We start from the raw sequence: 18,017 nt of genomic DNA, 5'->3' as shown, positions 1-18,017 counted from the left end.
CCTTATTTGATGAGCTGCAGGAAATAGTCGCGCCAGACGAACCAGGTCATCAGCGCAAACACGCCCAGAATCATCACCAGGGCATAGTGGAAGATGAACCCGGTCTGCATCCAGCGCACCACGCCGGAAATCCAGCCCACCAGCTTCCACGATCCATTGACCAGGGCACCATCAATGATGGCGCGGTCTCCCACCTTCCATAGACCCGAGCCGAGGGCGCGTGCGCCACGCGCCAGGATGTTCTCGTTGATCCAGTCCAGGTAGTACTTGTTTTCCAGCAGCGCATAGAGCGGTTGCACCCGTGCCTTGATGGCCGTGGGCAAAGCGGGATTGACCATGTACATGTAGTAGGACAACGCCACACCCGCCAGCGCCAGCCAGAACGGAGCCGTCTGCAATCCATGCAAGGCCATGGCCATGGGACCGTGGAAGATTTCGGCCAGTTTGGCCATGGCGGGATGCTTGGCTGCATCCACAAAAATCACGTCCTTGAAAAAGTCGCCAAACAGCATGGGCTGGATGAACATGAAGCCCACCACGACAGACGGAATAGCCAGGAGAACCAGCGGCACCGTGACCACCCAGGGCGATTCATGGGGCTCATGGTGCTCGCCATGACCATGTCCATGGTCGTCCGCATGGTGAGCCTCTGGATTCTGGTCAAAGCGTTCCTTTCCATGGAACACCAGGAAATACATGCGGAACGAATAGAACGCCGTGATGAAGACACCCGCCAATACGGCGAAGTGGGCAAACCCAGCGGCTGGCAAGTGGCTGAAATGGACGGCCTCGATGATGCTGTCCTTGGAATAGAAACCCGAGAACAGGGGTGTACCGATCAGCGCCAGCGAACCGAGCAGCGAAGTAATCCAGGTGATGGGCATGTACTTGCGCACGCCGCCCATCCAGCGGATGTCCTGGTTGTGGTGCATGCCCATGATGACCGAACCAGCGCCCAGGAACAAAAGCGCCTTGAAGAATGCGTGGGTCATCAGATGGAACACGGCCACCGAGTAGGCCGAGGCCCCCAGGGCCACCGTCATGTAGCCGAGCTGCGACAAGGTGGAATAAGCCACCACGCGCTTGATGTCATTCTGGATGATGCCCAGAAAGCCCATGAACAGGGCCGTGATGGCGCCAATGACCAGAATGAAGTTGAGCGCCGTATCCGACAGTTCAAACAGCGGCGACATGCGGGCCACCATGAAAATACCGGCCGTCACCATGGTTGCCGCGTGAATCAAGGCGGAAATGGGGGTTGGACCTTCCATGGAATCGGGCAGCCACACATGCAACGGGAACTGGGCGCTTTTACCCATGGCACCAATGAACAGGCAGATACAGATGACCGTGATGAGCATCCAGTCGGTCCCCGGGAAGGACAGACCACCCAGTTCAGCCGATTTGCCAAACACCTCACCGTAATTGAGGGTGCCGGTGTATGCCGCTATCAATCCGATGCCCAGAATGAATCCGAAGTCACCCACACGATTGACCAGGAAGGCCTTCATGTTGGCGAAGATGGCAGAGGGCTTGTTGAACCAGAAACCAATCAGGAGATACGAGACCAGGCCCACCGCTTCCCAGCCAAAGAAAAGCTGCAGCAGGTTGTTGCTCATGACCAGCATGAGCATGGAGAACGTGAACAGCGAAATGTAGGCAAAGAAACGGTTGTAGCCGTCGTCCTCTTCCATGTAGCCGATGGTGTAGATGTGCACCATGAGCGACACGAAGGTCACCACCACCATCATCATGGCGGTAAGGCTATCGATGAGGAAGCCGACTTCCATCTTGAGCCCGCCCACGACCATCCAGGTGTAGAGCGTCTCATTGAAGCGTGCGCCATCCAGAGCGACGCTCTTGAGCGTCATGGCCGACAGGACGAAGGCCACCAGAACACCCAGGATGGTCAGCGTGTGGCTGAGGCGTCGACCGATCCAGTTGCCACCAAATGTGGTGCCAAGGATGCCGGCCAGCAAGGCGCCCGCCAGCGGCGCTAGCGGAACCGCCAGAAGCGTTGAAGCAGAAAGGGTTTGACTCATTCTTGAGAACCTTGGGAATGCGTGCGACTCAACCCTTGAGGGTGTTGAGGTCTTCCGCGTTGATGCTGGTCTTGTTGCGGAACAGCAGCACCAGTATGGCCAGACCGATGGCCGACTCGGCCGCAGCCACCGTCAGGATGAAAAACACGAAAACCTGGCCGTGCATGTCGCCCAGATAGTGCGAGAACGCCACGAAATTCATATTGACCGCAAGCAGCATCAATTCGATCGCCATCAGCAGAACGATCAGGTTCTTGCGATTCAGGAAAATACCGATCACGGCAAGGGCGAACAACATCGCGCCCAGTGAAAGAAAGTGGCCCAGCGTCAATGTCATGCTTTTTTCTCCTCGCCCGCAGGCTCAGTGGCGACTTCGGGGGCGGGCTTCCGGGTTGCCGCCAGCTTCACCACCTGCAGACGATCACGCGCCCGCACCCTGATCTGCGTCGAGGGGTCGATCGCCTTGGTGTCCTTGCGTTGGCGCAGCGTCAAGGCAATGGCTGCAATCATGGCCACCAGCAAGATGACGGCGGCAATTTCCACGGGATACAGGTATTCCGTGTAGAGCAATTTGCCCAGCGCCTTGGCATTGGAGTAGGGAACCACCTGCCCCGCCGCATCCAGCACCACCGCTGCGGCCTTGGGCTCATCCATGCCCCGAAAGCCACCCATGAGTACTGCCGCCATTTCCAGGGCGATCATGGCGCCAACGAAGGCGGCCAGCGGGAAATGCTTCCAGAACCCCTTGCGTATCGTATCGATGTGGATATCCAGCATCATCACCACGAACAGGAACAGCACCATGACTGCCCCCAGATACACCAGGACCAGCACGATGGCGAGAAACTCCGCCTTGAGCAGCAACCAGATCGCAGCAGCCTGAGAGAAGGCCAGGATCAGGTTCAGCACCGCATGCACGGGATTGCGCGCGGTAATCACCCGGAATGCCGCAAACAGCAGCACCACCGAGAAGAGATAGAAAAAACCAGTCTTGGCGTCCATGAATCGGTTCTTTGTAGAAAGTCTGGCCTAAGGAACTCGCATCAGTACCGCATTAGCGGTACTTGGCGTCAGCGGCCTTGGCCGCAGCGATTTCACCTTCATAGCGGTCACCCACCGCCAACAGCATGTCTTTGGTGAAATACAGATCGCCACGCTTCTCCCCGTGGTATTCGAGGATGTGCGTCTCGACGATCGAATCCACCGGGCAGCTCTCTTCGCAAAAGCCACAGAAGATGCATTTGGTCAGGTCGATGTCGTAACGCGTGGTGCGGCGCGATCCATCCTCGCGCACATCCGACTCGATGGTGATGGCCATCGCAGGGCAGACGGCTTCACACAGCTTGCAGGCAATGCAACGCTCTTCACCGTTGTCATAGCGGCGCAATGCATGCAGCCCCCGGAAACGCGGCGACAAAGGCGTCTTTTCCTCGGGGAACTGCACCGTCACCTTGCGGCGAAAGGCGTAGCGTCCGGTCAGGGCCATGCCCTTGACCAGTTCCACCAGCATGAAACTCTTGAGAAAGTCTTTGAACGAAAAAGGTGCAGCAGCAGCAACAGCAGTCATTTGTGTCCCCGCTTATTTCCAGATATTCCACGGCGAGAGCAACCACCCGCCAACAATGAGCAGCCACACCAGCGTGACCGGAATGAAGATCTTCCAGCCCAGACGCATGATCTGGTCGTACCGGAAACGGGGGAACGTCGCCCGGATCCAGATAAACATCGACACCACGGCAAAGGTCTTCAGACCCAGCCAGATCCAGCCCGGAACCCAGTTGAACAGTGCGCTGTCAATCGGAGACAACCAGCCACCCAGGAACATCAGCGCCGCCAGAATGGACACCAGCCACATGCTGGCGTATTCGGCCAGGAAGAAAATGGCAAAACCCATGCCCGAATACTCAACCATGTGTCCCGCCACGATCTCGGCCTCTCCCTCCACCACGTCAAACGGGTGGCGGTTGGTTTCTGCCACGCCGGAGATCAGGTACACCAGGAAAATCGGCAGCAGGGGCAACCAGTTCCACGACAGGAAGCCCAAACCCTTGTCGGCGGCCATGCCACGCCCCTGCCCCATCACGATTTCGGTCAGGTTCATGCTGCCAGACACCATGATCACCACCAGGAAGCAAAAGCCCATGGCGATTTCATAGCTGACCATCTGCGCCGAAGCCCGCAACGCCCCCAGAAAGGCGTACTTCGAATTGGAGGCCCACCCGGCAATGATCACGCCATAGACTTCGATGGAAGTAATGGCCATCACCAGCAGCAAGCCCGCATTCACATTGGCCAGCGCGACGTCTGGGCCAAAGGGAATCGCCACCCAGGCCGCCAGTGCGGGCATGATCGCCATGACCGGCCCCAGTACAAAGAGACCTTTGCTCGCCGCGGTAGGCTGGATGATTTCCTTGGTCAGCAGCTTCAAGGCGTCCGCAATCGGCTGCAGCAGTCCGAAGGGGCCAACCCGGTTGGGACCATGGCGAACCTGCATGAAACCCAACAGCTTGCGCTCCCACAGCGTCAAATAAGCAACCGCCCCCATCAACGGCGCCAAAATCACCACAATTTTCAGCAGTATCCAGAGTACGGGCCAGACAATGGCGGTCCACCAGCCATAGCCCAACAGGTTCAAACCTGCGTTGTGGATTGCATCAATCATGCCGCGACTCCTTCCTGCGCACGACGTGCATCCGCCGTCAGTTGCAACGAGGGGGCCCGCCGCACCAGTCCGTCCAGCTGGTAGATGGACGCCACGACCGGCTCACCCACTGCAGCGTTGGCAGCCTGTGGCAGCATGGCCTGGGCGTTATTCAACAGCGCGGATGAAACCGTTGCCGTGCCGTCTGCCGGAGTGCCGGTCGCCTTGGCAAGCACCTCCTGGGAGGTTTCGAAATCAAAACCCGGAACGTTCAGCAGATTGGCCAGTACCCGCAGCACTTTCCAGGCAGGCCGGGTTTCACCCAACGGCCGGACGACCGCATGGAAACTCTGCAAACGGCCTTCGGCGTTCACAAAGCTGCCCGATGTCTCGGTAAATGGAGCGATCGGCAGCAAGACATCGCTGAAAGCCATGTTGGCCTTGAACGGGCTCAGCGTGACCACCATATCGGTCTTGGCAAGCGCCTGACAAGCGGCCTCACCACCGGCCGCATCAAAGGCGGGCTCGGTATTCAGCAGAATGGCCGCTTTCAGGCTTCCACCGAGCATCTGGCCGGCATTCTGGCCACCGTTGACAGGCATGGCACCGGCAAACTGTGCCCCCACCGTGTTGGCAGCCTCCGTGAGGTAACCCACCGTGGCGCCCGCCTGCTCACCGATCCACTGCGCCAGCGCCAGCAAGCGGCTGGCATGTGCATGGTGCGCAGCTGCGTTCCCGAGCAAGATGGCCTTGCGCTCGCCGCCCAGCAGGGAACGGGCGATGGCCAAAGCCGAGCCGTCCACCGAAGCGGCCCCATCGGGAGCCGGTATGCCTTTTTCCTGGGCAATGGCGGCGGCAACGCTGGCGAGCGCCTGCTCCCATGCGCCGGACTGCTGCACCAGCGTGTGTGCCACGGGCATGGCCCAGTCATAAACTTCAGAATTGATGGCACTGACCGCACAACCATGGCGCGCTGCCTGGCGAATACGCTGTGCAAACAGCGGATGGTCCTTGCGCAGGTTGGAGCCGACCACCAGCACACGCTGCAAAGTGGAAAGCGATGCGATGGAGGTGCCCAGCCAGCGAATTCCGGCTGGTGCCGGGAATTCGGCATTACGCAGCCGGTAGTCGATGTTCTCGCTGCCCAGTCCACGCACCAGGGAGCCTGCCAGATACAGCTCTTCCAGCGTACTGTGCGGGCTCACCAGGGCGCCAATAGCGCCAGCGCCATGGTCGTTGCGAACGCAGCGCAAACCGTTGGCGACGTATTCGAGTGCCGTCTGCCAGTCCACCTCTTGCCAGGTGCCGCCCTGCTTGAGCATGGGCCGGGTCAGGCGTTCGTCGCTGTTGAGCGCTTCATACGAAAAGCGGTCGCGGTCCGCAATCCAGCATTCGTTGACCTCTTCGTTCTCGAAGGGGACGACGCGCATGACCTTGTGATTCTTCACCTGGACAATGAGGTTGGCGCCGGCGGAGTCATGGGGACTGACCGACTTGCGGCGCGAAAGCTCCCAGGTGCGGGCGCTGTAGCGGAAAGGCTTGCTGGTCAACGCACCCACCGGGCAGATGTCGATCATGTTGCCCGAGAGTTCGGAATCGATCGTGTCGCCCGTCACGGTGGTGATCTCGGAGTGTTCACCCCGATGGATCATGCCCAGTTCCATGACGCCAGCCACTTCCTGGCCGAAGCGCACACAGCGGGTGCAGTGGATGCAACGGCTCATCTCCTCCATGGAGACCAGCGGGCCCACATCCTTGTGGAGCACCACGCGTTTTTCCTCTTCGTAACGCGACGAGGAAGCGCCATAGCCGACGGCCAGATCCTGCAGCTGGCATTCCCCGCCCTGGTCGCAGATGGGGCAATCGAGCGGGTGATTGATGAGCAGAAATTCCATCACCGACTTCTGCGCCTGAATGGCTTTGTCGGTCTTGGTGCGCACGATCATGCCTTGCGTCACCGGAGTGGCGCATGCAGGCATGGGTTTGGGCGCTTTTTCGACGTCCACGAGGCACATGCGGCAATTGGCCGCAATCGACAGCTTTTTGTGGTAGCAGAAGTGGGGAATGTAGGTGCCAGCCTTTTCGGCAGCATGCATCACCATGGAGCCCTCGGTGACTTCTACCTTCTGACCGTCCAGTTCAATTTCAACCATATGCTTTTCTCGCGATCAGGCAGAGGGCGCAGCCTGAGGGGTCTTGTTCCGGATCAACGCTTCGAACTCGGGGCGGAAGTGCTTGATCATGGCGCGCACGGGCATTGCCGCAGCATCGCCCAGGGCGCAGATGGTGCGGCCCATGATGTTGCTGGCCACGGAGTCGAGCACCTCCATGTCGGCAGGACGACCCTCACCACGATGGATGCGGTCCACCAGACGCCAGAGCCAGCCCGTGCCTTCGCGGCATGGCGTGCACTGTCCGCACGACTCATGCATGTAGAAATAGGACAGGCGCTTGAGGGATTCCACCATGCAGCGCGAATCGTCCATGACGATGACGGCACCCGAACCCAGCATGGAGCCGGCCTTGGCAATGGAGTCATAGTCCATGGTGCATTCCATGATGATGGATGCCGGCAACACGGGCGACGACGAGCCGCCAGGAATCACTGCCTTGAGCTGGCGACCTGTTCGTACACCACCCGCCAATTCGAGGAGCTTGGCAAACGGCGTACCCATGGGCACCTCGTAGTTGCCGGGACGCTCCACATCGCCACTGACCGAGAAGATCTTGGTACCACCGTTGTTGGGCTTGCCGCAGGCCAGGTAGGCTGCGCCACCGTTGCGGATGATCCACGGCACCGCCGCAAAGGTTTCGGTGTTGTTGATGGTGGTGGGCTTGCCATAGAGGCCGAAGCTGGCCGGAAATGGCGGCTTGAAGCGGGGTTGCCCCTTCTTGCCTTCCAGCGATTCGAGCAAGGCCGTTTCCTCGCCGCAGATGTAGGCACCAAAACCATGGTGTGCATGCAGCTGAAAACTGAAACCGCTGCCCAGGATGCCGTTGCCCAGATAACCCGCAGCGCGCGCCTCTTCCAGCGCGGCCTCGAAGCGCTCGTAGACCTGGAAGATCTCACCGTGGATGTAGTTGTAGCCCACGCTGATACCCATCGCGTAGGCAGCAATGATCATGCCCTCGATCACGATGTGCGGGTTGTACATCAGGATGTCGCGGTCCTTGCAAGTGCCTGGCTCGCCCTCGTCCGAGTTGCACACCAGGTACTTCTGACCGGGGAACTGCCGTGGCATGAAGCTCCACTTCAGGCCGGTGGGAAAACCCGCACCGCCGCGACCCCGCAGACCGGACTCCTTCACGGTCGCAATCACCTGGTCCTGCGTGAGTCCCTCACCACCATCCTTGCCCAGGATGGCGCGCAACGCCTGGTAGCCACCCCGCGCTTCATAGTCCTTGATACCCCAGTTGGAGCCATTCAGGTCGGCGTAGATCTGGGGCGCAATGTGGCGGTCATGGAAGCAGGTTTCGACACCTGCTGCCTGGAATTGTCCAAGCACCTGGGCAGCCGTGGTCATTGCTTCGCCTCCACTGCACGCAGGCTGTCGACCAGTTGGTCGAGCTTGTCATTGCCCATGAAGCTGCACATGTTGCGGTCGTTCACCAGCATCACGGGCGCATCGGCGCAGGCACCGAGGCACTCGCATTGCTGCAGGGTGAACAGGCCGTCCGGCGTGGTTTCCCCCATGGAAATGCCCAGCTTGTGCTCAAGGTGCTCCAGGGCCTTGCCGCCGTCACGCAACAGGCATGGCAGGTTGGTGCAGACGTTGAGCTTGTACTTGCCCACCGCCTGCTGGTTGTACATGTTGTAGAAGGTGGTGACTTCGTGCACGGCGATCTGCGGCATGCCGAGGTACTCGGCAATCCCTGCTTCGCTGGCTTCGCTGACATGCCCCTGCTCCTGCTGCACGATGGACAGGCAGGCCATCACGGCCGACTGCTTCTGCTCCGGCGGGTACTTGGCCACTTCTCGCGCGAATCGCGCTTTGGTCGCTTCGGTAATCATCGATCAATCTCTCCGAACACGATATCCATGGTTCCAATGATGGCCACGGCGTCCGCAATCATGTGGCCCCGGGCCATTTCATCCAGCGTGGCCAGATGCGCAAAACCGGGGGCACGGATCTTCAGGCGATAGGGTTTGTTCGCACCATCGCTCACCAGATAGATGCCAAACTCCCCCTTGGGATGCTCCACTGCCGCATAGGCCTCGCCCTCGGGAACATGGAACCCTTCAGTGAACAGCTTGAAATGGTGGATCAGCTCTTCCATGTTGGATTTCATGGATTCGCGATCAGGCGGTGCGATCTTGTGGTTGTCGGTGATCACCGGCCCTGGATTGACACGCAGCCAGTCCACACATTGCTTGATGATGCGGTTGGACTCGCGCATTTCCTGCATGCGGACCAGATAACGGTCATAGCAGTCGCCCGTCTTGCCCACAGGTACATCGAAGTCCATGCGGTCGTAAACATCGTAGGGTTGCGTCTTGCGCAAATCCCACGCAATGCCGGAGCCGCGCAGCATGGGGCCGGTCATCCCCAGGTTCAGCGCCCGCTCGGGCGGCACGACACCGATGCCCACGGTGCGCTGCTTCCAGATGCGGTTGTCGGTGAGCAGGGTTTCGTACTCGTCCACACAACCTGGGAAGCGCTGGGTGAAGTCGTCGATGAAATCAAGCATCGAACCCTGGCGGTTCTTGTTCATGGCCTCCAGGGCCTTGGCATTCTTGATCTTGCTGACCTTGTACTGCGGCATGCTGTCCGGCAGATCACGGTACACACCGCCCGGACGGAAATACGCCGCGTGCATGCGCGCACCGGACACGGCTTCGTACATGTCAAACAGGTCTTCGCGCTCGCGGAAGGTGTAGATCAGGATGGTGGAGCTGCCGCAATCGTTGCCATGCGAGCCGAGCCACATCAGGTGGTTCAGCAGGCGCGTGATTTCAGCAAACATCACACGGATGTACTGCGCGCGCAGCGGCACTTCAACGCCCAGCAGTTTTTCAATCGCCAGGCAGTAGGCGTGCTCGTTGCACATCATCGAGACGTAATCGAGCCGGTCCATGTAAGGCAGCGACTGGATGTAGGTCTTGTGCTCGGCCAGCTTTTCGGTCGCGCGGTGCAGCAGACCAATATGCGGGTCGGCGCGCTGCACCACTTCGCCATCGAGCTCCAGCACCAGACGCAGCACACCGTGCGCGGCCGGATGCTGCGGACCAAAGTTCAGGGAATAGTTCTTGATTTCCGCCATGATGGATCACATGAGACGCCCAGCGGCTCAGTGCAGGCCTCCGTACTTGTCTTCGCGAATGATGCGGGGCGTGATTTCCCGAGGCTCGATGGACACGGGCTCATAGACCACGCGCCGCTGCTCGGCGTCGTAGCGCATTTCCACATGCCCGGACAGCGGAAAATCCTTGCGGAAGGGGTGACCGATGAAGCCATAGTCGGTCAGGATGCGGCGCAGATCATTGTGGCCATCGAACACGATGCCGAACAGATCAAAGGCCTCGCGCTCGTACCAGTTGGCCGAGTTCCACAGATCGGACACCGACGCCACCACCGGAAAATCATCGTCCGGACAGAACACCTTCACGCGCACGCGCTGGTTCAGACTGACAGACAGCAGGTGCGATACCACGCCATAGCGGGCCCCCTCGTTCACGGCGTCGGCATAGGCAGAATAGTCCACGCCACACAGGTCGATGAGCTGCTCGAAGCGGCAACCCTCGGCATCGCGCAACACGCGCATGGCATCCAGGTAGTCGGCAGCAGCCACCACCACCGTGACTTCATCCAGGGCCACCGTGATTTGGAGCGCCCGACCGCCCAGGGCCGCAGCAATGTTGTCTTGGAGTTTTTCCGGCCGAATGGCAACAGCAGTCATCATCAACCCTTCAGACACGAGCAATGGTGTTGGTGCGGCGGATTTTCTGCTGCAACTGGATGATGCCGTAGATCAACGCTTCGGCCGTGGGCGGACAGCCAGGCACATACACGTCCACCGGCACGATGCGGTCACAGCCACGCACCACGGAATAGCTGTAGTGGTAGTAGCCACCACCATTGGCGCACGACCCCATCGACAGAACCCAACGGGGTTCCGACATCTGGTCATACACCTTGCGCAAAGCCGGTGCCATCTTGTTGCACAGCGTGCCGGCAACAATCATCAGATCGGACTGTCGCGGACTGGCGCGGAACACCTCGGCGCCGAAGCGTCCGATGTCGTAGCGCGCGGCGGCGGCATGCATCATCTCGACCGCGCAGCACGCCAGACCAAAGGTCATGGGCCACAGGGATCCGGTCTTGGCCCAGTTCACCACAGAGTCGTAACTCGTGGTGATGAAGCCTTCCTTCATCACGCCTTCAATCATTGCATCAGTCCTTGTTGAAGCCCGCTCATTCCCAGTTCAGGGCGCCTTTTTTCCACTCGTAGGCAAAACCCACGACCAGGATGGCCAGGAAGATCACCACGGCGACAAAGCCGGTAAGCCCTACTTCCTGCAGCGACACGGCCCAGGGAAACAGGAAGGCGATTTCCAGATCGAACAGGATGAAAAGAATGGCCACGAGGTAGTAGCGCACATCGAATTTCATGCGCGCATCCTCGAAGGCTTCGAAGCCACATTCGTAAGGGGAGTTCTTCGCCGCATCCGGGCGATTGGGGCCCAGCACATACCCCAGAGCCAGGGGAACGACACCTACGGCGATGCCGACCAAGATAAACAAAAGGACGGGGAGGTACTGTTCGAGGTTCATCTGAAGGATGTGCTCACCGCTGTGGCCTTGCCCGTCAGAACCCTGGCCGGGTCATGCAGGCAGGCCTTTGTTTTGGTGCCGTCGGCGAGACTCGAACTCGCACAGCTTTCGCCACTACCCCCTCAAGATAGCGTGTCTACCAATTTCACCACGACGGCTGATTTTTCATCTGGATGGCATGAGGAACCTTGCGGTTTTGGCTTCCCAGACAATCCGGAATTCTACTCCGGAAAAACCCTGCTCCGGAGCCCGAAAACCAATTTAGTGCAGTTTATTTCGTCGGGATCTGCGCGGCACCCGAGGCGGGCGCTGCAGGCGCAGGAACCACCGCATTCGATCCTGCCGTCGCAGGCGCATCCACCGAAGCCGCGGGAGCCACTGCAGCCGGCGTTTCCAGCACGCTGCCTGAACTCGCGGGACGCACATTGCCGAAATAAGCCAGCGCCAGCGTCGCCACGAAGAACACCGTGGCCAGCACGCCCGTGGTGCGCGAAAGGAAGTTGGCACTGCCGCTGGCACCAAACAGGCTACCCGAACTGCCGCTGCCAAAAGCCGCCCCCATGTCGGCGCCCTTGCCATGCTGGACCAAGATCAGGCCAATCATGCCCAACGCCGTCAGCATCTGCACACCCAAAATCACATTCACAAGCACATTCATTCTCTATTTACTCCTGATTTAATAGCTGCAAGCGCAATTCTTTATTGGGCTGCAGCAATAATTTGCAAAAAGTCTTGGGCCTTCAGCGCCGCGCCACCCACCAGGCCGCCGTCGATGTCCGGCTGCGCCAGCAACTGCGCTGCATTGGCGGCGTTCATGCTGCCACCGTACAGCAGGCGAATACGGTCCGCGTGTTCACTGGCGGCGGCCAACTGGGCCCGCAGCACGGCGTGCACCTGCTGGGCCTGCTCTGGCGAAGCCGTGCGCCCGGTTCCAATGGCCCAGACGGGCTCATAGGCCACCACGATCTCGCTGATGCAATGGCCATTGAGGTGGATCACCGCCGCCAGCTGGCGCTTCACGACCACCTCGGTCTGGCCAGCCTCCCGCTCGGCCAGGGTTTCACCCACGCACACAATGGGCGTGATGCCCAGCGCCAGCGCCCGCTGCGCCTTGACGGCCACCACGGTATCGCTCTCGCCGTGGTACTGGCGGCGCTCGGAGTGCCCCACCAACACATAGTGCACACCAAATTCCTTGAGCATGGCCGCCGAGGTTTCGCCCGTGTACGCGCCCGCCTCATGCACCGAGACATCCTGCGCAGCCAGCGCCAGCGCCGACCCCGCTGCAATGCCTGTCACCTGCGCCAGATAGGGCGCCGGCACCGCCACCGCCACGTCGCAGGCGGGCTGCCCCATGCCAGCGATCAGGGCACGCACCAGTGCGTCGTTGGCAGCCAGGCTGCCATTCATCTTCCAGTTGCCCGCGATGAGTTTCTTTTTCATGATGACCACGTCAAAACAATCTTGCCGATGTGTCGGTTGGACTCCATCAGCGCATGGGCCTGCGCCGCATCCGCCGCAGCGAAAGTGCTGTGAATGACCGGGCGAACCTTGCCCGCCGCGATCAGGGGCCAGACATGCTCGCGCAGCGCGCGCGCAATGGCACCCTTGAACGCCACCGGGCGCGGCCGCAAGGTCGAACCCGTGATGGTCAGCCGGCGCCGCAGCACCAGCCCCGCGTTGAATACACTCTTGACCCCGCCCTGCACGGCGATGATGACCAGGCGACCGTCTTCCGCGAGGCACTCCACCTCGCGCGCCACGTAGTCGCCGGCAACCATGTCCAGCACCACATCCACACCCTTGCCGGCGGTGATGCGCCTGGCTTCCTCGACAAAGTCCTGCGTCCTGTAATTGATGGCATGGTGTGCGCCCAGCGCCAGGCAGGCCGCACATTTTTCATCGCTGCCCGCCGTCACGATCACCGTGGCACCCATGGCGCGCGCCAACTGGATGGCCGTCACGCCTATGCCACTGGTGCCGCCCTGCACCAGCAGGGTTTCGCCCGACTGCAGGCGCCCACGGTCGAACACGTTGCTCCACACCGTGAAGAAGGTTTCGGGCAAAGAGGCCGCCTCGATGTCGCTGAGCCCGACGGGCACCGGCAGGCACTGCTCGACCGGTGCCACGCACCATTCGGCATAGCCGCCACCGGCCACCAGCGCGCAAACGCGGTCGCCCACCTTCAAGCCGGCCTTGGACAGAGCGACCGCATCGCCGCTTTCCACGACACCCGCCACTTCCAGCCCCGGAAGGTCGGAAGTACCCGGTGGCGGAGCGTAATGGCCCAGACGCTGCAACACGTCGGGCCGGTTGATGCCACTCGCACTGACGCGGATCAGCAACTCGCCCACCCCCGCCTGGGGCATGGGACGCTCGCCCAGGCGCAACACCTCCGGAGCACCAAAGGCCGTGATTTCTACAGCGCGCATACAGGAACCCTTCGCACGTCCATCTGAATGATTTTGGCCGCTAGCGCCCGTACAACAAGCGCCAGAAGCCCCTATATCAGCAGCAGACCAATCAACCGTTCAGCTGGCCCGCGTTGCCTTCGGAAGGCACCGCTTGCTGCTGCTGCTGCTGCTGTTGTTGCTGCTCGGCGGGCTGGCGATCACGACCACCATCGCGGCGCTCGCCACCGCGGTCACCCCGCTCGGCCGGGGCCGGACGATCGCTGCCACCGGCTGGGCGCTCGGCCAGGGCCTTCATCGACAGCTTGACGCGGCCCTTTTCGTCGGTTTCCATGACCTTGACCTTGACGATCTGGCCTTCGGTCAGGTAGTCGCCCACGCGCTCGACGCGCTCGTGCGCGATCTGGCTGATGTGCAACAGTCCGTCCTTGCCAGGCAGCAGGTTGATCAGCGCACCGAAGTCCAGGATCTTGGTGACCGGGCCTTCGTAGATCTTGCCGATTTCGACTTCGGCCGTGATCTGCTCGATGCGGCGCTTGGCTTCGTTGGCCTTGGCGTTGTCGGTGGCGGCGATGGTGATGGTGCCGTCTTCCTCGATGTTGATCTGGCAGCCGGTTTCTTCGGTCAGCGCACGGATCACGGCGCCGCCCTTGCCGATCACGTCACGGATCTTCTCGGGATTGATCTTCATGGTGTAAAGCTTGGGCGCGAAGTTGCTCACTTCGGTCTTGGCTTCGCCCATGGCTTCCTGCATCTTGCCCAGGATGTGCACGCGCGCTTCCTTGGCCTGCGCCAGCGCGACCTGCATGATTTCCTTGGTGATGCCCTGGATCTTGATGTCCATCTGCAGCGCCGTGATACCGGCGGTGGTGCCTGCCACCTTGAAGTCCATGTCGCCCAGGTGATCTTCATCGCCCAGGATATCGGTCAGCACGGCAAAGCGGTTGTCTTCCTTGATCAGGCCCATGGCGATACCGGCCACATGCGCCTTCATGGGCACGCCCGCGTCCATCATCGACAGGCAGCCGCCGCAGACCGAAGCCATCGACGAGGAGCCATTGGATTCGGTGATTTCCGACACCACGCGCATGGTGTAGGGGAACTCTTCCTTCGTTGGCAGCACCGCCACCAGCGCGCGCTTGGCCAAGCGGCCGTGGCCGATTTCGCGGCGCTTGGTGCTGCCCATGCGGCCCACTTCGCCGGTGGCGAAGGGAGGCATGTTGTAGTGCATCATGAAGCGGTCTTCGTACTCGCCGGCCAGCGCGTCGATGCGCTGCGCATCGCGCTCGGTGCCCAGCGTGGTCACCACCAGCGCCTGGGTCTCGCCACGCGTGAACAGGCTGGAGCCGTGGGCGCGGGGCAGCACGCTGCTGCGGATTTCGATGGGGCGCACGGTGCGCGTGTCGCGGCCATCGATGCGGGGCTCGCCCGCCAGGATCTGGCTGCGCACGATGCGCGCTTCGATGTCGAACAGCATGCCTTCGACCTTGACGCTGTCGAACACGACACCGGCTTCCTTCAGGTCGGCCATGACCACGGCATACGCCTCGCGGCAAGCATGCGTGCGGGCCTGCTTGTTGCGGATCTGGTAGGCAGCGCGCAGCTTGCCTTCGGCCAGCTCGGTCACCTTGGCGATGAGCGATTCGTCCTTGGCGGGGGCTTTCCAGTCCCACACCGGCTTGCCGGCCTCGCGCACCAGCTCGTGGATGGCGTTGATGGCCACATTGCCTTGCTGGTGACCGAACACCACGGCACCCAGCATAACTTCTTCGGACAGTTGCTGCGCCTCGGATTCGACCATCAGCACGGCCGCTTCGGTGCCGGCCACGACCAGGTCCATCTGCGAGCTCTTGCGCGCCGTCTGGCCGGGGTTGAGCACGTATTCACCGTTGATGTATCCCACGCGCGCAGCGCCGATCGGGCCATTGAAGGGGATGCCCGAGATGGCCAGCGCGGCGCTGGTGGCAATCAGGGCGGCAATGTCGGCGTCCACCTCGGGGTTCAGCGACACCGTGTGGATGACCACATGCACGTCGTTGTAGAAACCTTCGGGGAACAGCGGGCGGATCGGGCGGTCGATCAGGCGGCTGGTCAGGGTCTCGTGCTCGCTGGGCTTGGCTTCGCGCTTGAAGAAGCTGCCGGGGATCTTGCCAGCGGCGTAGGTCTTCTCGATGTAGTCCACCGTCAGCGGGAAAAAGTCCTGCCCCGCCTTGGCCACCTTGGAGGCCACCACGGTGGCCAGCACCACGGTGTCGTCAATGTTCACCAGCACGGCGCCGCCGGCCTGGCGGGCGATTTCGCCCGTTTCCATGATGACGGTCTTGTCACCCCATTGGAAAGATTTGGTGACTTTGTTGAAAATGCTCATGTTAAGCTCCTGTTTTAATAGCTGGCAGCACTCTGCCAGATTGGCTTGGAGAGCAATTCAGAACACGATGCCATTCCAGTGAGCCTGCTTGCCACCCGCGTGGGGCAAGGCCATTGGAATGACACAGCTTCGCTCTGTTTTGCGGCTCCGAAGTAAAAAACGCCTGAGCTAGCGGACTAACCCAGGCGTTTTGGCATGCAAATCAGATTACTTGCGCAGACCCAGCTTGGCGATCAGCGCGGTGTAGCGGTCGGCTTCCTTGGCCTTGAGGTAATCCAGCAGCTTGCGACGACGGCTCACCATGCGCAGCAGGCCACGGCGACCATGGTGGTCCTTGGCGTGCGTCTTGAAGTGAGGCATCAGTTCGTTGATGCGGGCGGTGAGCAGGGCCACTTGCACTTCTGGGCTGCCCGTGTCGTTGGCAGCGCGTGCGTTGGCCTTGACTACTTCGGCCTTGATGGAGGATGCGATCATTGATTTTTCCTTGATGAAGACCTGCAGCAAAGCCACAGGCCAATAGTTTTTACTTGCGCCTGCGGCTGGAACGGCCATAGGCGTGCGTCTTGCACCGTGCAAAACCTGCGGATTATAACCCGAGCCAGTTTTTGAGCCGCTCCACCCCCTGCACCAGGCGCCGCGGGTCCTTGGAGGCAAAACACCAGCGCAGCCAGCCCTGTGCCTCCTCGCCAAAGGCATTGCCGGGCGCCAGGCCCAGCCCCGCCTCGGCCACCAGGCGCTTGGCCGTGGCCAGCGAATCGCCATGCCCTGGCAGGCGAAAGAATGCGTACATGCCGCCGCGTGCGCTGGCCACCTCCACGCCGGGCAGGGCCTGCAAAAGCGGCACCAGGGTGTCGCGGCACTGCTTCAGGTGCGCCACCACGCGCGGCGTGATCGCGTCCGCATGCTGCAGCGCAGCAATACCGGCCCGCTGGGTGAACACGCTGGCACACGAGGTATTGAACTCGACCAGCTTGCCCATGTGGTGCGTCATGGCTGGCGGCATCACCAGCCAGCCCAGGCGCCAGCCCGTCATCAAAAAACTCTTGGAAAAACTGTGCACCACCACCAGGCGGTCCTCGGGCTCGGCCAGGTCCAGGAAACTGGGGGCGCAGCCGTTGACCGTGGGCTCGTAATACAGGCGTTCATACACCTCGTCGGCCAGGATCCAGGTGCCCGTGGTGCGGCAATGCGCCAAAATGCCTTGCTGCTCCTGCGCCGTCAGGGTCCAGCCCGTGGGGTTGTTGGGCGCGTTCACCACCAGCAATTTCGTGGCCGGCTTGATGGCAGCCAGCAACTCAGCCATGTCCAGCGCCCAGGCACCGCCCGGCTGGGGGCGCAATGCAACACAGCGCAAATTCGCCCCCATGATCAAGGGCTGCGCCGTGAGATTGGGCCACACAGGTGTGACCGCCACCACTTCATCGCCCGCATCCACCAGCGCCTGCACCGCCAGCATCAGCGCATTGACGCCACCCGACGTGATGGCAATACGGTCGGCACCCACCGGCCGGTGCAGCCGGCTGGTATAGGCCGCCACTTCAGCGCGCAACTCTGGCAAGCCCAGGTTGTGGGCATAAAACGTTTCCCCCCGCTGCAGCGAATCGATGGCTGCCTGGCGCACCACATCGGGCGTACCCTCGTCACTCTCGCCAAACCAGAAGGCCAGCACATCGCTGCGCCCCATGCCAGCGTTCGCCACTTCACGGATACGGGATTCTTCGAGGTTCAGCAGGGCATGGCGCATGGCAGGATGGACGTGGAGAATGTCAAAGCCGCATCGTA

The 18,017-nt window shown here is 61.1% G+C and carries 18 protein-coding genes and 1 tRNA gene; all 19 read right to left on the bottom strand.

What is annotated here, in order from left to right; genetic code table 11:
- Positions 1-2 precede the first annotated feature (2 nt).
- Positions 3-2,042, bottom strand: a complete 2,040-nt coding sequence (gene nuoL, locus AC1Q5S_RS08225) for an NADH-quinone oxidoreductase subunit L (protein ID WP_303837108.1) — start codon at positions 2,040-2,042, stop codon at positions 3-5.
- A 28-nt stretch (positions 2,043-2,070) separates the two neighbouring features.
- On the bottom strand, positions 2,071-2,379 hold the full coding sequence (nuoK, locus tag AC1Q5S_RS08220) for an NADH-quinone oxidoreductase subunit NuoK (RefSeq protein ID WP_026436489.1): 309 nt from the start codon (positions 2,377-2,379) through the stop codon (positions 2,071-2,073).
- Positions 2,376-3,044, bottom strand: coding sequence for an NADH-quinone oxidoreductase subunit J (locus AC1Q5S_RS08215; RefSeq protein WP_422204941.1), 669 nt, complete (start codon positions 3,042-3,044; stop codon positions 2,376-2,378). The genes nuoK and AC1Q5S_RS08215 overlap by 4 nt, the downstream gene beginning before the upstream one ends.
- 52 nt (positions 3,045-3,096) lie before the next feature.
- On the bottom strand, positions 3,097-3,609 hold the full coding sequence (gene nuoI, locus AC1Q5S_RS08210) for an NADH-quinone oxidoreductase subunit NuoI (protein WP_092697092.1): 513 nt from the start codon (positions 3,607-3,609) through the stop codon (positions 3,097-3,099).
- Positions 3,610-3,621: 12 nt separating this feature from the next.
- Positions 3,622-4,704: an NADH-quinone oxidoreductase subunit NuoH gene (gene nuoH, locus AC1Q5S_RS08205; RefSeq protein WP_303837113.1), complete on the bottom strand. Its 1,083-nt coding sequence runs from the start codon at positions 4,702-4,704 to the stop codon at positions 3,622-3,624.
- Positions 4,701-6,836, bottom strand: coding sequence for an NADH-quinone oxidoreductase subunit NuoG (gene nuoG / locus AC1Q5S_RS08200; RefSeq protein WP_422204943.1), 2,136 nt, complete (start codon positions 6,834-6,836; stop codon positions 4,701-4,703). The genes nuoH and nuoG overlap by 4 nt, the downstream gene beginning before the upstream one ends.
- Before the next feature lie 15 nt (positions 6,837-6,851).
- Positions 6,852-8,207: an NADH-quinone oxidoreductase subunit NuoF gene (nuoF, locus tag AC1Q5S_RS08195; RefSeq protein ID WP_303837117.1), complete on the bottom strand. Its 1,356-nt coding sequence runs from the start codon at positions 8,205-8,207 to the stop codon at positions 6,852-6,854.
- Positions 8,204-8,695 carry an NADH-quinone oxidoreductase subunit NuoE family protein gene (locus tag AC1Q5S_RS08190; RefSeq protein WP_303837119.1) on the bottom strand — a complete coding sequence of 164 codons (492 nt, stop codon included), beginning with the start codon at positions 8,693-8,695 and terminating at the stop codon, positions 8,204-8,206. Before AC1Q5S_RS08190 ends, nuoF begins: the two co-directional genes overlap by 4 nt.
- A complete protein-coding gene (locus tag AC1Q5S_RS08185; RefSeq protein ID WP_303837121.1) occupies positions 8,692-9,945 on the bottom strand; it encodes an NADH-quinone oxidoreductase subunit D in 1,254 nt (417 codons plus the stop codon). The genes AC1Q5S_RS08190 and AC1Q5S_RS08185 overlap by 4 nt, the downstream gene beginning before the upstream one ends.
- 27 nt (positions 9,946-9,972) lie before the next feature.
- On the bottom strand, positions 9,973-10,581 hold the full coding sequence (locus AC1Q5S_RS08180) for an NADH-quinone oxidoreductase subunit C (protein ID WP_492238611.1): 609 nt from the start codon (positions 10,579-10,581) through the stop codon (positions 9,973-9,975).
- A 10-nt stretch (positions 10,582-10,591) separates the two neighbouring features.
- A complete protein-coding gene (locus tag AC1Q5S_RS08175; RefSeq protein WP_007849129.1) occupies positions 10,592-11,071 on the bottom strand; it encodes a NuoB/complex I 20 kDa subunit family protein in 480 nt (159 codons plus the stop codon).
- Between the two features lie 25 nt (positions 11,072-11,096).
- Positions 11,097-11,456 carry an NADH-quinone oxidoreductase subunit A gene (locus AC1Q5S_RS08170; RefSeq protein ID WP_303837137.1) on the bottom strand — a complete coding sequence of 120 codons (360 nt, stop codon included), beginning with the start codon at positions 11,454-11,456 and terminating at the stop codon, positions 11,097-11,099.
- A gap of 73 nt (positions 11,457-11,529) precedes the next feature.
- Positions 11,530-11,614 (bottom strand) — tRNA-Leu (locus tag AC1Q5S_RS08165).
- A gap of 113 nt (positions 11,615-11,727) precedes the next feature.
- Positions 11,728-12,114, bottom strand: coding sequence for a preprotein translocase subunit SecG (secG, locus tag AC1Q5S_RS08160; protein WP_303837139.1), 387 nt, complete (start codon positions 12,112-12,114; stop codon positions 11,728-11,730).
- 41 nt (positions 12,115-12,155) lie between these two features.
- Positions 12,156-12,899, bottom strand: coding sequence for a triose-phosphate isomerase (gene tpiA, locus AC1Q5S_RS08155; protein WP_492238610.1), 744 nt, complete (start codon positions 12,897-12,899; stop codon positions 12,156-12,158).
- The gene (locus AC1Q5S_RS08150) at positions 12,896-13,888 is read right to left on the bottom strand and encodes an NAD(P)H-quinone oxidoreductase (protein ID WP_492238609.1); all 993 of its coding nucleotides are present in this window, start codon (positions 13,886-13,888) and stop codon (positions 12,896-12,898) included. Before AC1Q5S_RS08150 ends, tpiA begins: the two co-directional genes overlap by 4 nt.
- Positions 13,889-13,979: 91 nt before the next feature.
- Positions 13,980-16,235, bottom strand: coding sequence for a polyribonucleotide nucleotidyltransferase (gene pnp, locus AC1Q5S_RS08145; protein WP_492238608.1), 2,256 nt, complete (start codon positions 16,233-16,235; stop codon positions 13,980-13,982).
- Positions 16,236-16,442: 207 nt separating this feature from the next.
- On the bottom strand, positions 16,443-16,709 hold the full coding sequence (gene rpsO, locus AC1Q5S_RS08140) for a 30S ribosomal protein S15 (RefSeq protein WP_303836185.1): 267 nt from the start codon (positions 16,707-16,709) through the stop codon (positions 16,443-16,445).
- 112 nt (positions 16,710-16,821) lie between these two features.
- Complete coding sequence (locus tag AC1Q5S_RS08135) at positions 16,822-17,979, bottom strand: pyridoxal phosphate-dependent aminotransferase (protein ID WP_492238607.1); 1,158 nt, start codon at positions 17,977-17,979, stop codon at positions 16,822-16,824.
- Between the last annotated feature and the right edge of the window lie 38 nt (positions 17,980-18,017).

Source organism: Acidovorax sp. GW835-FHT14B10 (assembly GCF_058793725.1).
This window is presented reverse-complemented; position numbering and strand designations above follow the sequence as displayed.

Coding starts and splice junctions, on each gene's coding strand:
- AC1Q5S_RS08180 (WP_492238611.1), bottom strand. CDS start 10,581: ATGACTGCTGTTGCCATTCGGCCGGAAAAACTCCAAGACAACATTGCT.
- AC1Q5S_RS08150 (WP_492238609.1), bottom strand. CDS start 13,888: ATGCGCGCTGTAGAAATCACGGCCTTTGGTGCTCCGGAGGTGTTGCGC.
- nuoH (WP_303837113.1), bottom strand. CDS start 4,704: ATGATTGATGCAATCCACAACGCAGGTTTGAACCTGTTGGGCTATGGC.
- AC1Q5S_RS08135 (WP_492238607.1), bottom strand. CDS start 17,979: ATGCGCCATGCCCTGCTGAACCTCGAAGAATCCCGTATCCGTGAAGTG.
- nuoL (WP_303837108.1), bottom strand. CDS start 2,042: ATGAGTCAAACCCTTTCTGCTTCAACGCTTCTGGCGGTTCCGCTAGCG.
- AC1Q5S_RS08185 (WP_303837121.1), bottom strand. CDS start 9,945: ATGGCGGAAATCAAGAACTATTCCCTGAACTTTGGTCCGCAGCATCCG.
- AC1Q5S_RS08175 (WP_007849129.1), bottom strand. CDS start 11,071: ATGATTGAAGGCGTGATGAAGGAAGGCTTCATCACCACGAGTTACGAC.
- AC1Q5S_RS08215 (WP_422204941.1), bottom strand. CDS start 3,044: ATGGACGCCAAGACTGGTTTTTTCTATCTCTTCTCGGTGGTGCTGCTG.
- rpsO (WP_303836185.1), bottom strand. CDS start 16,709: ATGATCGCATCCTCCATCAAGGCCGAAGTAGTCAAGGCCAACGCACGC.
- pnp (WP_492238608.1), bottom strand. CDS start 16,235: ATGAGCATTTTCAACAAAGTCACCAAATCTTTCCAATGGGGTGACAAG.
- AC1Q5S_RS08190 (WP_303837119.1), bottom strand. CDS start 8,695: ATGATTACCGAAGCGACCAAAGCGCGATTCGCGCGAGAAGTGGCCAAG.
- nuoI (WP_092697092.1), bottom strand. CDS start 3,609: ATGACTGCTGTTGCTGCTGCTGCACCTTTTTCGTTCAAAGACTTTCTC.
- tpiA (WP_492238610.1), bottom strand. CDS start 12,899: ATGAAAAAGAAACTCATCGCGGGCAACTGGAAGATGAATGGCAGCCTG.
- nuoF (WP_303837117.1), bottom strand. CDS start 8,207: ATGACCACGGCTGCCCAGGTGCTTGGACAATTCCAGGCAGCAGGTGTC.
- nuoG (WP_422204943.1), bottom strand. CDS start 6,836: ATGGTTGAAATTGAACTGGACGGTCAGAAGGTAGAAGTCACCGAGGGC.
- nuoK (WP_026436489.1), bottom strand. CDS start 2,379: ATGACATTGACGCTGGGCCACTTTCTTTCACTGGGCGCGATGTTGTTC.
- secG (WP_303837139.1), bottom strand. CDS start 12,114: ATGAATGTGCTTGTGAATGTGATTTTGGGTGTGCAGATGCTGACGGCG.
- AC1Q5S_RS08170 (WP_303837137.1), bottom strand. CDS start 11,456: ATGAACCTCGAACAGTACCTCCCCGTCCTTTTGTTTATCTTGGTCGGC.